The sequence below is a fragment of the Stappia sp. genome (assembly GCF_048268045.1).
Taxonomy (GTDB): Bacteria; Pseudomonadota; Alphaproteobacteria; order Rhizobiales; family Stappiaceae; genus Stappia.
Genome location: NZ_JBLWWG010000004.1, coordinates 164,243 through 178,158 on the forward strand (window position 1 = coordinate 164,243; position 13,916 = coordinate 178,158).

Annotated in this window: 10 protein-coding genes; 7 read left to right on the forward strand and 3 right to left on the reverse strand. The window is 66.4% G+C overall.

The window, feature by feature from the left end:
* Positions 1–56: 56 nt before the first annotated feature.
* From ACN0WF_RS08150 to ACN0WF_RS08165, 4 genes are all read left to right on the forward strand, one after another.
* Entirely contained in the window at positions 57–479 is a 423-nt protein-coding gene (locus ACN0WF_RS08150; RefSeq protein ID WP_417772306.1) for a winged helix-turn-helix domain-containing protein, read from the forward strand.
* A gap of 254 nt (positions 480–733) precedes the next feature.
* Positions 734–1,294, forward strand: coding sequence for a GcrA family cell cycle regulator (locus tag ACN0WF_RS08155; RefSeq protein WP_417772307.1), 561 nt, complete (start codon positions 734–736; stop codon positions 1,292–1,294).
* Between the two features lie 257 nt (positions 1,295–1,551).
* Entirely contained in the window at positions 1,552–1,932 is a 381-nt protein-coding gene (locus ACN0WF_RS08160; protein ID WP_417772308.1) for a hypothetical protein, read from the forward strand.
* A gap of 186 nt (positions 1,933–2,118) precedes the next feature.
* The gene (locus ACN0WF_RS08165) at positions 2,119–3,789 is read left to right on the forward strand and encodes a thiamine pyrophosphate-binding protein (RefSeq protein ID WP_417772309.1); all 1,671 of its coding nucleotides are present in this window, start codon (positions 2,119–2,121) and stop codon (positions 3,787–3,789) included.
* A 70-nt stretch (positions 3,790–3,859) separates the two neighbouring features.
* Here the strand turns inward: ACN0WF_RS08165 and ACN0WF_RS08170 are convergent, their stop codons facing one another.
* The 3 genes from ACN0WF_RS08170 to ACN0WF_RS08180 form a co-directional block, all read right to left on the reverse strand.
* Positions 3,860–6,586, reverse strand: coding sequence for a bifunctional acetate--CoA ligase family protein/GNAT family N-acetyltransferase (locus ACN0WF_RS08170; RefSeq protein ID WP_417772310.1), 2,727 nt, complete (start codon positions 6,584–6,586; stop codon positions 3,860–3,862).
* A 229-nt stretch (positions 6,587–6,815) separates the two neighbouring features.
* Positions 6,816–7,643 carry a universal stress protein gene (locus ACN0WF_RS08175; protein ID WP_417772311.1) on the reverse strand — a complete coding sequence of 276 codons (828 nt, stop codon included), beginning with the start codon at positions 7,641–7,643 and terminating at the stop codon, positions 6,816–6,818.
* 187 nt (positions 7,644–7,830) lie between these two features.
* Positions 7,831–8,985 carry an acyl-CoA dehydrogenase family protein gene (locus ACN0WF_RS08180; protein ID WP_417772312.1) on the reverse strand — a complete coding sequence of 385 codons (1,155 nt, stop codon included), beginning with the start codon at positions 8,983–8,985 and terminating at the stop codon, positions 7,831–7,833.
* A gap of 162 nt (positions 8,986–9,147) precedes the next feature.
* On the opposite strand from ACN0WF_RS08180, the gene ACN0WF_RS08185 reads away from it, so the two are divergent.
* The 3 genes from ACN0WF_RS08185 (at position 9,148) to ACN0WF_RS08195 (ending at position 13,809) form a co-directional block, all read left to right on the forward strand.
* A complete protein-coding gene (locus ACN0WF_RS08185) occupies positions 9,148–10,998 on the forward strand; it encodes an ATP-binding protein (protein ID WP_417772313.1) in 1,851 nt (616 codons plus the stop codon).
* 57 nt (positions 10,999–11,055) lie between these two features.
* On the forward strand, positions 11,056–12,444 hold the full coding sequence (locus ACN0WF_RS08190; protein ID WP_417772314.1) for a sigma-54-dependent transcriptional regulator: 1,389 nt from the start codon (positions 11,056–11,058) through the stop codon (positions 12,442–12,444).
* A gap of 354 nt (positions 12,445–12,798) precedes the next feature.
* Positions 12,799–13,809 (forward strand): C4-dicarboxylate TRAP transporter substrate-binding protein, encoded by a 1,011-nt coding sequence (locus tag ACN0WF_RS08195; protein ID WP_417772315.1) that lies wholly within the window; start codon positions 12,799–12,801, stop codon positions 13,807–13,809.
* Positions 13,810–13,916: the final 107 nt, after the last annotated feature.

Here is a 13,916-nt window from a genome sequence, read left to right on the forward strand (position 1 = left end):
CTGGCAAGAGGCTGTTATTCGTCAAAATGACAAAGCAAGGGCAGAGGGACGCTGGCATGACGTCGCAGGATGAGGCGCTTACCACCGAGGCACATCGTATTCTTCGCCTTTACGAAATGTTCTTTAGCCTTATGTTCCGTTTTATGGAGGAATATGAAGTAAATGATCTTGGTAGTCTGATGATTATAACGACAATATCAATTGCGAATTCGAACAAGATAAAGGCGGATATCGATACGATATCTGAGGAAACGGATATTCCATACTCAACAGTTCGTAGGAAAGTTGAGAAGTTGTGTGATGATGGGGTGATATTGGCAAAAAAGGATGGGGTCAAATATTATTATACGATATCTACCGAAAAGGGGTTTGCCCACCCTGAGCAAAGTTTGCATAAGGCAAATATGAGATTTCAAAGTGATGTATTGGATATTGTTGTAAAATCACTTACATCAATAATACTTGAGAAAAAGAAGTAAAAATCAGATTGAAAACAGTTATAAATTGACCGATTAGCAATTTGTTAACTATGTTATTTGCATATTCGATGCACGGTCATCGGAGAGCACGGCCCCAAACAGGCAATAGCCGCAGGGTCCCCCATCGGCGATTTCGATCGCACACAATGGCAACGGAGTTGGTGGCTGTCCGGCATGAGGATGCTGGGCACCAAGAGGACCTCTGTATCTTCTTCAGGGTCTTCCGCCGACGAAAACAAGAAGTGAGGCAGGGCATGTCTTGGACCCAGGAACGCGAAGATCTGCTGAGGAAACTCTGGCTGCAGGGCCTGAGCGCCAGTCAGATCGCCTATGTGATGGCCGGCGTGACCCGTAATGCGGTGATCGGCAAGGCGCACCGGATGGGCCTGCCGAAGCGCTCGCCGGCCACCAGCCAGCGCCCCAAGGTGCGTGTCCAGCGCGGCCAGCCGTCGCTTGCTTTCGTTAGCGGTCGGCCGGCGCAGCGCCCGGTGACCGGCGAGGACACCGCCCGCCATGCGGCCCGTGACGAATTCGACGTGGCGCTCGCACAGGCCAATTTCGAGGCGTCCTGCGCCTCTCCGGCCGGCGAGGACAGGATCACGCTGATGACGCTCACCAGCCGCACCTGCAAGTGGCCGATCGGCGATCCCTCGGATGATGATTTCCACTTCTGCTCGGCCGGGGCTGATGGCGCAAAGTCCTATTGCGAGTTCCACCACCGGCTTGCTTATCGCGGCATCCGCACCCGCCGTGCCACGCCGCGCGCCGAGAGCGCCGTGCCTGCCGCACTCCCGGTGCGGGCGCTGGCCGGCTGAGATTTCCCCTCGGGTCGGACGACGCCCGCTTCCCCCCTCCCAGGCAGGGCGTCGTTTGCCCAGGCGGGGCCGGTATTCCGGCCCCGCCTTTTTTTTATTTTGGCCTGACACGGCGCTTGCGCTCCTGCGCGCTCGGCCTTGCTTTCCCGGTTTGACCTCCCTCAATGTGAAAGGCACTGTCCCGGCAGACGATATCGCCGGGAACGACAGGTGCCGTCCGATCGGGGCGGCACGCAAGAACAAGGGAGTTTGCGCCCATGAGCGACCAGAACGGCCTGAAGATCATCCGCCTCAATCTTGCGCGGACGAAGGAGTTTCCCAACGGCTCCGCCCGGCACGGCTACGAGTTTGTCGCTCCGCTCGACGGCGAGGGACACATCGATGCCGCCGCGTGGAAGCAGTTGCGCGAGCGTTGCCGCGTGCGGCGGTTTTGGGCGGATGAGGAGGAGGATATCGGCCACCTTCTGCATCGGCCGGGCGGGTCCTGGGCCTTCCACTACGATCTTGGCGGCGACGAGGATGACGAGGCCGGTTACCGCTTCGGCTCTCATCCCTTCCGCGTCGGCGAATATGTGTCGATCAAGGATGAGGATGGCGAGCTGGTGACGTTCCAGGTGGTGACCGTTCAGGACGCCTGAGCGGCCGCCTTTGCACCGGATTTCAGGACAGGCCGCCGGCATGCCGGCGGCCTTTGTCGTTTCGCACCAGAGGGGTCATTCCATTCTGGAATTGGTTGCGGATGTTCCCGGCTTTGCGGCTGTGCCGCCGGGTCGATATAAACCGCGAGATGGACAATTCTTCCGGGATCGGGGTGGAACGACGACATGGCCAACAACAACAGCCGGATTTCGGGCACGGGCGGCGCGCTGATCGTGCGGGCGCTGGAGCAGCTCGGCGCCGAGCGCGTCTTCTGCGTGCCGGGCGAGAGCTATCTGCCGGTGCTCGACGCGCTGCATGATGCACGGATTCCCGTCACCGTCTGCCGCCAGGAAGGCGGCGCGGCGATGATGGCCGAGGCCTGGGGCAAGATGACCGGCCGACCCGGCATCTGCATGGTGACCCGCGGGCCCGGCGCGACCAACGCGGCCGCGGGCCTTCATGTCGCCCAGCAGGACTCCACGCCGATGATCCTCTTCGTCGGGCAGATCGAGACCGGCATGCGCGGCCGCGATGCCTTCCAGGAGGTCGACTACGGACAGGTCTTCGGCTCCATCGCCAAGTGGGTGGCGGAGATCGAGGATCCCGCGCGCATCCCGGAGATGCTGTCGCGCGCCTGGCATACGGCAACATCCGGTCGCCCAGGCCCCGTGGTGCTGGCCCTGCCGGAAGACATGCTCGCCGAAACCGCCGAGGTGATGGCGCTGGCCCGCTTCCAGCCCGTCGAGAGCCATCCCTCGCTGGCGCAGATGGCCGATCTGCAGAAGCGGCTGTGGGCTGCCGAGCGCCCGCTTGCGATCATCGGCGGCAGCCGCTGGAGCGAGGCGGCGCGGGCCGCGTTTACCCGCTTTGCCGAGCGCTTCCAGCTTCCCGTTGCCTGTTCCTTCCGCCGGCAGATGCTTTTCGACAACCTGCATCCCAACTATGCGGGCGACGTCGGTATCGGCATCAATCCGAAGCTCGCGGAACGGGTGCGCGAGGCCGATCTGTTGTTGCTCGTCGGCGGTCGCATGTCGGAAATGCCGAGTCAGTCCTACACGCTGCTGGATATTCCGGCGCCCGAGCAGGCGCTCGTGCATGTCCATGCGGGGATTGAGGAACTTGGCCGCGTCTACCTGCCGGAGCTTGCGATCAACGCCTCGCCCAACGGCTTTTGCGCCGCGCTCGAGGCGCTGCAGCCGCCGAACGAGATCCCCTGGGACGGTCGTGCCGGAGACGCGCACGCCGACTATCTCGCCTGGTCCGGCGCGCGCCCTCAGGTGCCCGGCGCGCTGCAGATGGCCGAGGTCATGGACTGGCTGGAGGAGAACCTCGGCGAGGACGCGATCCTTACCAATGGCGCAGGCAACTACGCCACCTGGGTGCATCGCTTCCACCGGTTCCGCAAGCTCAACACCCAGCTTGCACCGACGAGCGGCTCGATGGGCTACGGCCTGCCGGCGGCGGTTGCGGGCAAGCTGAAGTTCCCCGAGCGCGAGGTGGTCTGCTTTGCCGGCGATGGCTGCCTGCAGATGACCATGCAGGAGTTCGGCACCGCTGCCCAGGAGGGCGCGGCCATTATTCTCGTCGTCGTCGACAATGGCATGTATGGCACCATCCGCATGCATCAGGAGCGCGAGTTTCCCGGGCGGGTTTCGGCGACGAACCTGGTCAATCCGGACTTTGCCGCCTTTGCCCGCGCCTATGGAGCACATGCGGAGACGGTGGAGACGGCGGCCGAATTCGGACCGGCGTTCACCCGTGCCAAGGCCTCCGGCAAGCCGGCGCTTCTGCATCTGAAGCTCGATCCGGAAGCGATCACACCGGTGCGCACGCTGAGCCAGATCCGCGCCGGCTGACGCGGCAGACGCGCAAGGGGCATGAAGGATGCGAAGGGCGGGGACGCAAGTCTCCGCCCTTTTTCGTGTCTCAGCCGGCGATCTTGCCGTCACCGACCGGCAGCGTCACTTCCGCGATCGCCTCATCGTCCGACGAGGGCCGTACGGAGAAGCCAAGCGCCTGGCACATGGCAAGCATCGTGGTGTTTTCCTTGAGCACCTCGCCCTTGATGGTGGCGATGCCGTCGGCTGCGGCATAGTCGATGATCAGCTGCATCAGCGCCCAGCCAAGGCCGACGCCCTTCAGGCCGGACTGCACGATGATCGCATATTCGCCGGTCTGGTGGTCCGGGTCGGCGTGGAGACGAACGACGCCGAGGATCTCGCCGGTGTCGGGATCGGACGCGGCAAAGGCCATGGCCCGGGCATAGTCGAGCTGCACGAGGCGGGCCATGAAGGCGTGGCTGAACTCCTTCACCGGCGCGAAGAAGCGCAGGCGCAGGTCCTCCGGCGAGACCTTTTCCTCAAAGAAGCGGCGGTAGCGCGCCTCGTCCTCCGGACGAACGGGTCCCACCCGCACTGACCGGCCGTCCTTCAGCGTGAGCAGCCGCTCCCACTCCTGCGGATAGGGCAGGATCGCCAGCCGCGAGGTGCCCTTGCGGCCCGGGTGGATGGCCGGCTTTGCGATGGCGACCCGCGCGTCGAGCGCGATCACGCCATGCGCGTCGACCGCCATTGGGTTGATGTCCATTTCCCGGATCTCGGGAATGTCGACGGCGATCTGCGACACCTTCACGAGGGTGAGCGCGATGGCGTGGAGGTCGGCCCTGGGCCGGTTGCGGAATCCCTCGAGCAGCTTGCTCACCCGCGTCCGCGAAATCAGTTCCTGGGCGAGGTTGAGATCGAGCGGCGGCAGGGCGAGGGCCACGTCCCCCATCACCTCGACGCCCGTTCCGCCATGTCCGAAAGCAATGACAGGACCGAAGGTGGTGTCGTCGGCAAGGCCAATGAAGATCTCGCTGGCGTGAGCGTGGCGCACCATCGGTTGCAGGACGATGCCGGAGATGCGGGCTTGTGGATGGCTTTCGCCGATGCGCGTGAGAAGCGTCCGCGCCGCTTGCTCCACCTCCTGCGGGTCGGACAGGTCGAGCACCACGCCGCCGACATCGGACTTGAAGGGAAGGTCGGGCGAGATGATCTTCATCGCCAGCCGGTCGGCATCGGCGAGCATTTCGCGGGCCATGTCGGCGGCGTCCTCGGGGCTCGCGGCCATGCGGCTTTCGACCTGGGTGATGCCATAGGCCGAAAGCACCTCGCGCACCTCATGTTGCAGGAGCCAGCTTTCGCCGCGTTCCAGCGCCGCCAGGACGACCTTGCGCGCCGTCTCGACATCGGGAGAGAAGTCGGCGGGCAGGCTTGGCGGGGCGGCCATCAGCATCTCGCGTGCCTCGGCGTAGCGGGCGAGATGGGTGAAGGCGCGCACCGCCTCCGAGGCGCTGGCGTGGCAGGGGATGCGCGCGGCATCGAGCGCCGCGCGTGGCAGCGGAGCGCCGGCGGTCAGGGCCACCAGCAGCGGCTTGCGGCGTGCATGGCCTGCGCGCCCTGGCGCTTGCAGGCTGGCGAGTGCGTTGGCCGTCTCGGCGATGTCGACGAAGGGCGAGGGGGCGACCACCGCAAGCACCGCGTCGACCGCGCGGTCGGCCAGCATGGCCGCGGCAGCCTTGGCGTAGCGCTCCGGCGGCGCCAGCTCGTCGAGGGTGAGGGGGTTGGTGCCGGCAAGGCCGGGCCGCTGCAGCGGCGCCAGTTCCCTGGCGGTGTCCTCTCCGAGCACGGCAAGCCGCCCGCCCTGCCGCTTCAACTGGTCGCCGGCCAGTGTCGCCAGGCTGCCGCCGGTCGCGACGATGCCGAGCCGCCGCCCGGAAATCGGCTTGATCCGGCTCACGGTCTCGGCCGCCTCGAACATCTCGTCGATGTCGTCGACGCGCAGCACGCCGGCGCGCGCGAGCGCCGCGTCGAACACCGCGTCCGGCCGGGCGATGCGCCCGGCATGGGTCACGCCGTCATGATTGCGTTCGCGGCTGAGGCCCGAGCGCAGCACCACGACGGGTTTGGAGCGTGCCGCCGCGCGGGCCGCGGACAGGAACTTGCGGGGGTTGGCGATGGTTTCCAGATGCACCAGGATCGCGCGGGTCTTGTAGTCGAGCGCGAACCAGTCGAGCAGGTCGGAAGCGTCGATATCGGTGCGCTGACCGAGCGAGACGATGCCGGAAAAGCCGGTGCCATTGGCCTGCGCCCACGACAGCGTTGCGTTCACGACCGTTCCCGAGCGGGCGATGAAGGCAAGGTCGCCGGGTTTCGCCTCGCAGGTGCCGAGATGGGCGGCGAGTTTTGATCCGGGCGCGGCGATGCCCAGGCTTCCCGGTCCAAGCAGACGCAGCAGGTTTGGGCGCGCGGCGTTGAGCGCGGCCTGCACATGTTCCGGATCCCAGCGGTCGTAACCGGCCGAAAGCGCGATGGCTGCGCGTGTTCCCGCGGCGCCCGCCTGTTCGATGATACCGGCCGCGTCCTGGGGCGGGCCGGTCAGGAGAAGCAGGTCCGGGGGCGTTGGCAGATCGCCGAGAGCGGCGGCCTGGGAGATCCCTTCGGGAAGGTCGCCGCCATGGTCGGCGGGTGGACCGATCAACGAGACACGGCCGCGAAAGCCGCTCTGCGACACGCGCTCGAGCAGCAGGCGGAGCGGGGCTTCGCCAAGCCGGTTAGGGCCGGCGATGGCGAGGGAAGCGGGACGGAACAAGCTTTCGAGATTGCGGATCGTCACGGCGGATCTCCCTTCCTTCCGCGTCAGGTCCTCCCGAAGACTGGGGCAGTTCGGTCGAAGTTTCCAGCCGTCATTTGCCCTGGCCGGCTTTCGCAAGAGGTGAGGCGCCGCCATCCCCCCGAATGGCGGCGCCCCCATGCCGGCTGCGGCGCTCGCCGCGAAGGCGGGGCTGCCGGCATGATCGCAACCGGGCCCGCGATCCTGTCGCCGGCCCGGTTTGGTCCTTGGATCAGTGCGCCATGAGGACCGGAACGGTCATCGAGGCGAGGATCTCCCGCGTCGCGCCGCCGAACAGGAACTCGCGCATGCGCGAATGGCCGTAGCCGCCCATGACGACGAGGTCGACATTCTGGTCGGAGACGTAGTTGAGGATCGCATCGGCGACGCCGCCGCTCGGCCGGGGCACCACGTCGATCGTCACGTCAAGGCCGTGACGGGCGAGATAGGTCGCGATGTCGCTGCCCGGCTCGCCATGGGTGCGCTTGCCGGTGTCGACCATGACCACGGTAACCTTGTCGGCCATCTGCAGCATCGGCAGGGCCGCGTGCACGGCGCGGCTTGCCGTCGGGCTTCCGTCCCAGGCGACCATGACGTTCTTGAGCGGCAGCGTGCCGCCGATATAGGGAACGACGAGAACCGGAACGCCACCCTCGAACAGGACGGATTCGATCATCAGCTCGCGCATCGGCTCCGGCTCGTCCGGGTTTTCCTGTCCGATGACGACGAGGTCGGTGAGGCGGCAATGTGCGAGCACGGTTTCCGAGGATCCGCCGGTGATCATCTCCGCGGTGCGGACTTCGGCGGTGACGCCGGCCTTGCGCGCCATGTCGTTGAAGGTCTTGCCGGCTTCCTGGGCCGCCTTGAGCGCCTGGTTGCGGGCAAGCTCGATGTAGTCGGGCGGCATGGGCGCGGCGACGAAGCCAGGCACAACAGGCTCGAAGGCGATTGTCAGGCCGGTGGCGTGGGCGTCGCATCGCGTCGCCAGATCCAGCGCGGCGCGCGCCGCGTGCTGCTTGCCCGCGAGATCGACCAGCGTGAGAATGTCCTTGATAGCCATAGGGTAATCCCTCCATTGCGTACGGCGGTGGCTGGGCGATGAGCCCTGGTATCGGCCGCCGGTTGACGAAAGCTAGCTCCGATCCGGCCTGCGATCCTTGATGGGAATCAATTTCCTGCAAGACTGTAGCAGGGTGACGCGGTGCGGATGGTTGTTCCGCCGCGCCGGCAGCGGCGCGGCAGTATGGTCAGACGTTCTTCATTGTCTCCCGGGCGATGATCAGGCGCTGGATCTCCGAAGTGCCCTCATAGATTGTCGTGATCCGCGCATCGCGGGCAAGCCGTTCCAGTGGATAGTCGCGAATGTAGCCCGCGCCGCCGTGAAGCTGGAGCGCGGTATAGGTGGCGCGCTGGGCGGATTCGGTGGCGAAGAGCTTGGCCATGGACGCCTCGCGGGAGAACGGCTTGCCGGCATCCTTGAGGGCGGCGGCCTGCAGGATCAGCAGGCGCGCGGCCTCCAGTTCCGTTTCCCGGTCGGCGATCATCCACTGGATGCCCTGCATGTCGGCGATCGCCTTGCCGAACTGCTTGCGCTCCGCGACATAGGCCTTCGCTTGCGCCATCGCCGCCCGGGCGATGCCTAGGGCCAGCGAGGCAACGCCGATGCGTCCGCCGGCAAGCTCGCCGACGGCGATGCGGAAGCCGTCGTGCAGCCGGCCGAGGAGCGCGGTCTTCGGCACCCGGCAATCCTGGAAGATCACTTCGTTGGTGGCGGACCCCGTCTGCCCCATCTTCTTTTCGGCTTTGCCGACGGTCAGACCTGGAGTGCCGGCCTCGACCAGGAAACAACTGATGCCCTTGCCCTTTCCCGCATCCGGGTCGGTTACGGCCCAGACGACGAAGACGCCGGCGTATTCGGCCGAGGAGATATAGAGCTTGGTGCCGTCAAGGACGAAGTCGTCGCCGTCGGCCACGGCGCGGGTGCGCATCGAGGCGGGATCGGAGCCCGCGCCGGCTTCCGTCAGGCAGAAGGCGCCGGCCGGATACTCGCCTCCGGTCAGCTTCGGCAGGTAGCGGGCGCGCTGGGCGTCGTTGCCCACCGCCTGGATTACCTCGGCGACCATGTTGGAGACGGAGACCGTGACGCCGGTCGAGGCGCAGGCCCGCCCGATCTCCTCGACGGCAAGCGCGAAGGCCACCGTGCCGGCGCCGGTGCCACCATGGTCTGGCGAAATGTTGAGGCCCATGAAGCCGTTCTCGGCGAGAAGCCGCAGGTTGGCCAGAAACGCCTCCCGCCCCTCTCCGGCGTCGAGCTGCTCGGCGAGCGGGGCGATACGGTCCGTGGCAAGCTTCCTTGCCGTGTCCTGGATGAGATACTCTTCCTCGCTGAGGGCAAACTGCATTCCGTCCTCCCTGACGCAATCCCTGCCCGAAGCCGTCGCGCACATCATGCCGACGGGTTCGGCAACCGGCCGGACAGATGTCCCGGGCAGCCGGCGCGAGATACTGTTATGACAAGGAATTCCCAAGCTGGCGAGGCCGGCGCAGGGCAAATCGGACAAGCGATGTCCCCAGAGGATATGCCTGACGTTGCGGAAGACGGTGGTTGGCGGCGGTGGGCGCGGGGCTGGCGTCGTCGCGCGTCCTGGCTTCCCTGGTTGCTGCCGCCGCTGCTGATCGTTGCCGCATCGTTCTTCGTAGCCGGTCTTGCCGAGGAGCGGGCGCGCGGGCTGAGCGATGCGCGCGCCCGCGAGCGGCTGACGCTCTACCGCGAGACCATCCTGCGCGAACTCGAGAAATTCAGGTATCTGCCGCATGTGCTCGCCCGCGACCCGCGCGCGGTCGCGGTGCTCGAGGCGCCGGAACGGGCAATGTCGACAAACCGCTTCCTCAAGGACATGGCGGCGACAGTGGGCGCGGACTCGCTCTACGTCATGGATCGGCAGGGGGTGACGCTCGCGGCGAGCAACTTCGACAGCGTCGGCTCCTTTGTCGGCCGCGACTACGGCTTTCGCCCCTATTTTCTGCAGGCGCTCGCCGGCATGGAGGGGCAGCTCTATGCGGTCGGCGTAACCACGGGCAAGCCCGGCTTCTTCTTCGCCCGCGCGACGCCGGACCGCACTGGCGTGGTCGTCGCCAAGGTGGACATGCGCGGGCTTGAGCGGACGTGGCGCGAGGCGGGAGAGACGGTGGTCGTGACCGACCGCTCGGATGTGGTCTTCCTCGGGACGCGCGACGACTGGCGCTATGCCTCGCTCGCGCCTCTCACGGGCGAATCCCTCGCCGCGATCCGTAGCATCCGGCAGTATGGCGACGTGCGCCTTCCCGTGCTTCAGGCAGGGCCGGTCGACGCGGAGGTGATGACCCTCTCGGACACCGCTTATCGCCATGCCCGACTGAAGGTCGGCCTGCTCGACTGGACGATCCACTATTTCACGCCTCTCGCCGAGGTGCGCGCCTCGCGGGCGGTGGTCTGGGCCGCGTCGCTGACGCTGATCCTGCTGTACGCCATCGGCGCTCTCGGCTTTCGCAGCATCCGGCTTGGTCGCGAACGGGCCGGCCTGCGGCGCGACGCGGCAGCGCTGCGCCTGCTCAACCGGCGGCTGCGTGAGGAGGTCGACGAGCGCAGCCGGGTGGAGCGGGAATTGCGCGACGCGCAGGCCGATCTTGCGCGCGCCAGCCGGCTTGCCGCCGTTGGCGAGATGTCGGCGGCGGTCGCCCACGAGCTTAACCAGCCGCTGGCGGCGCTCGGGATGTTTGTCTCCGGCGCAAGGCTCTACCAGCAGCGTGGCGAGACGGGCGAGGTGATGGAAAACCTCGACGAGATCGATGCGCTGCGCCACCGCATGGCGAGCCTGACGCAGGAGCTCAAGCGCTTCGCCCGTCCGGGCGAGTCGCGCATCGAGACTGTCGACCTGAGAGAATGCCTGAAGACGAGTGCGAAGCTCCTGCGTCCGCGTGTCGAGGAGACCGGCGCCCGCCTGCGGCTGCTCCTGCCGGATGCGGCGCTGGTGGCGACGACGGCGCCTCTCAGGGTAGAGCAGGTTCTGGTCAATCTGATGCGCAACGCCATCGACGCGGGACAGGTCGCCGATACGCCCCATGTCGAGGCCTGGGCCGGCGTCCGCGACGGTGCGGCGGTGATCGAGATCACCGACAATGGCGGCGGCGTGCCGGAGGACCTGCGCGAACGCATCTTCGAACCCTTCTTCTCCACCAAGCCGGCCGCGAGCGGGCTCGGGCTGGGCCTTGCGATTTCGGCGCGGATCGTCGAAGACCTCGGCGGAACCCTGCGCGTTGGAGCGGCCGCCGGCGGTGGGGCGAGTTTCGTGCTTCGCCTGCCGCTCGATGCGGAGCCGCGGGACGAGGAAGCGGCGCGCGGAGCGGGTGCCGGGGCAGGGGAGCCGGTGGCATGAAGCCGGTGTGCCGGCAGGGGAGGGGGCAATCATGGTGCGTGCCAGGGGAGGGGGGCGATGACGGTGCCGCGGAGCGACTTTTCCGGAACGGACGTCCGTCCGCCGGTTCTCGTCATCGATGACGACCCGGCGATGCGGGCAGGGCTGCGTCAGTGGATGCGGCTGGCGGGTTTCGAGCCGGTCGAGGCGTCGGATGCGGAGACCGCGCTTGCGCGGATCGACGCCGGCTTCCCCGGCTGCATCGTTTCCGACGTCCTGCTGCCAGGCCTGAGCGGCGTCGAGCTGCTGCGCAAGGTCAAGGAGATCGACGCCGATCTGCCGGTGATCCTGCTGACCGGCCATGGCGACGTGTCGATGGCCGTCGAGGCGATGCGGTTCGGCGCCGCCGACTTTATCGAGAAGCCCTTCGATCCCGATGTGCTCGCCGCGGTGGTGCGCCGGTCGGCGGAGCACCGCCGGCTCGTGCTGGAGAACCGAGCGTTGTCGCGCCGGCTTGAGGATATGGCGGGTCTGGAGGCCAGACTCCTGGGCGAATGTGCAGAGATGCGCAAGCTTCGCGCGGAGATCAGCCACTATGCGGCTACCGATGCCTCGGTGATGATCGTCGGGGAGACCGGAACGGGCAAGGAAGTGATCGCCCGGGCGCTCGCGGAGCTGTCGCCGCGCGCCGATGCCCCCTTTGTCGCGCTCAACTGCGCGGCCCTGCCCGAGACCATGGTCGAGGCGGAACTCTTCGGCCATGAGGCGGGGGCCTTCACCGGTGCCGAGCGGGCGCGCGCCGGCCGCATCGAGCAGGCAGACGGTGGCGTGCTCTTCCTCGACGAGATTTCGGCGATGCCGATGGCCTTGCAGCCGAAGCTTCTGCGCGTGTTGCAGGAGCGCGAGGTCGACCGGATCGGCGGACGCGGGCCGACCCGCGTCGACATCCGCGTCATCAGCGCCGTCAATGTCGATCCGCGCGATGCGGTCGCCGAAAAGGCGCTGCGGCAGGACCTTCTCTACCGGCTCAACGCCATCGAGATCCGCATTCCGCCGCTGCGCGCGCGCGGTGGCGACGCGCGGCTGCTGTTCGACAGTTTCACCAATCGCTTCGCCGCGGAATACCGGGTCGAGCGGCCACCGCTTTCCTCCGACGATGCCGCCTTCCTGTCGGCGTACGACTGGCCGGGAAACGTGCGCGAGCTGCGCAACGCCGCCGAGCGCTATTGCCTTGCCGCCGCCATGGGCCGGCCCGTGGTGCGCGACCTCGTGCTCGGCCCGAGGCCTGTTGAGGACCGCGCGTTGCGCGGCCGCCTGCGTGACCTCATGGAGGACCACGAACGGCACATCATCGCCGACGCGCTGCAGCGCCACGACGGGCGCATTGCGGCGGTGATGGAGGAGCTCGATGTGCCTCGGCGTACTCTCAACGAGAAAATGACCCGTCTCGGCCTGACCCGCTCGTGAGGCTTCCGAAGGGCTGAAGTCGGCAAGATGTTGCCGATAACTTCAGGTAATCGGCGATTTTTCGCCGACCGCCGGGCGCGCCGTCCATTGCCGAGAGATGCGTCTGCCTTTGTTTTGCCATGAAAATGCAGGTGCGCGCGGGGGCGGGCTACAACCTCTTTGCTGCTGGCACGCCGATTGCGTTAACGGTTTCATTCGCTGTCCCGGGAGGGGGCGGCGAGACTGGCAAACAGATGGCCGCCCGGTCGCGGGCCCGGTTCCTGGCGTCTCCCTATGGGAAGGGAAGGCGTCGCCCGGGGAAGCGTCCTTCAGCAAGGGGCGTTGCGACCGGTGGCCGGACAGGGAGGATTTCTCATGACCTTGCGTCGCAAGATGCTCGTGCTCGGCACTGCCATGTGCCTCGGTGTCGGCTTCGCCGGCGAGGCCTTCGCGCTTGAGTGGAACGTGTCCCTCTGGGGCAAGCGCCGCGCCTTCACCGAAAACGTCGAGAAGCTCGCCGAACTGGTGTCGCAGAAGACCAATGGCGAATTCACGCTCAACCTCGCCTATGGCGAGGCGCTGTCGAAGGCCCGCGAGAACCTCGACGGCATTTCCTTCGGCGCGTTCGAGATGGCGCAGATCTGCGCCTCCTACCACGAAGACAAGAACCCGACCCTCACCGTGATCGAGCTGCCGTTCCTCGGCGTTCCCGACCTGAAGAGCCAGATCGAGGTCGAGCAGGCCGTCTACGCCCATCCGGCGGTGGCCAAGGACCTGGCGCGCTGGAATGCCAAGCTGCTGATGCCGACGCCGATGCCGCAGTACAATTTCGTCGGCAAGGGCGATGCACCGGCAAAGGTGAGCGATTTTGAGGGCATGCGCGTGCGCGCGCTTGGTGGCATCGGCAAGGCAATGGAGACCATCGGCGCCGTGCCGACCACGGTGACGGCTTCCGAGACCTATCAGGCGATGGATTCGGGCACGGTGCGTGCTGCTTCCTTCGCTCCGCACGCTCACCTCGCGTTCAAGACGGTCGAGGCTGGCAACTGGTGGACCACCAATCTCAATCCCGGCACCGTGAGCTGCCCGGTTGTGATCAACACGGACGCTTATGCGGCCCTGCCCGACAATTTCCGCGAGGCGCTGGATTCTTCCGTCGCAGAGGCGCTCGACCACTACCTTGCCACCTACGACAAGGTCTACGAGCGCTGGTATCCGACGCTCGAGAAGATGAACATCGAGCAGATCACCTATCCGGCCGACGAGATCGCTGCCTTCAAGGACAAGGCCGGCAAGCCGATCTGGGACACTTGGGTTTCGGAGATGGACGCCAAGGGCATCCCGGGCCAGGAGCTGCTCGAACTCGTTCAGTCCAAGCTCAACTGAGCCTGACGGATCCTCGCGTCCGGCCCGCGTGACACGCGCGGCCGGACGCCTTTCCGTTCCCTTGGGCTTCGGGCACAGCGCTTGTGTCGCCGGACCTTGCGGGAACC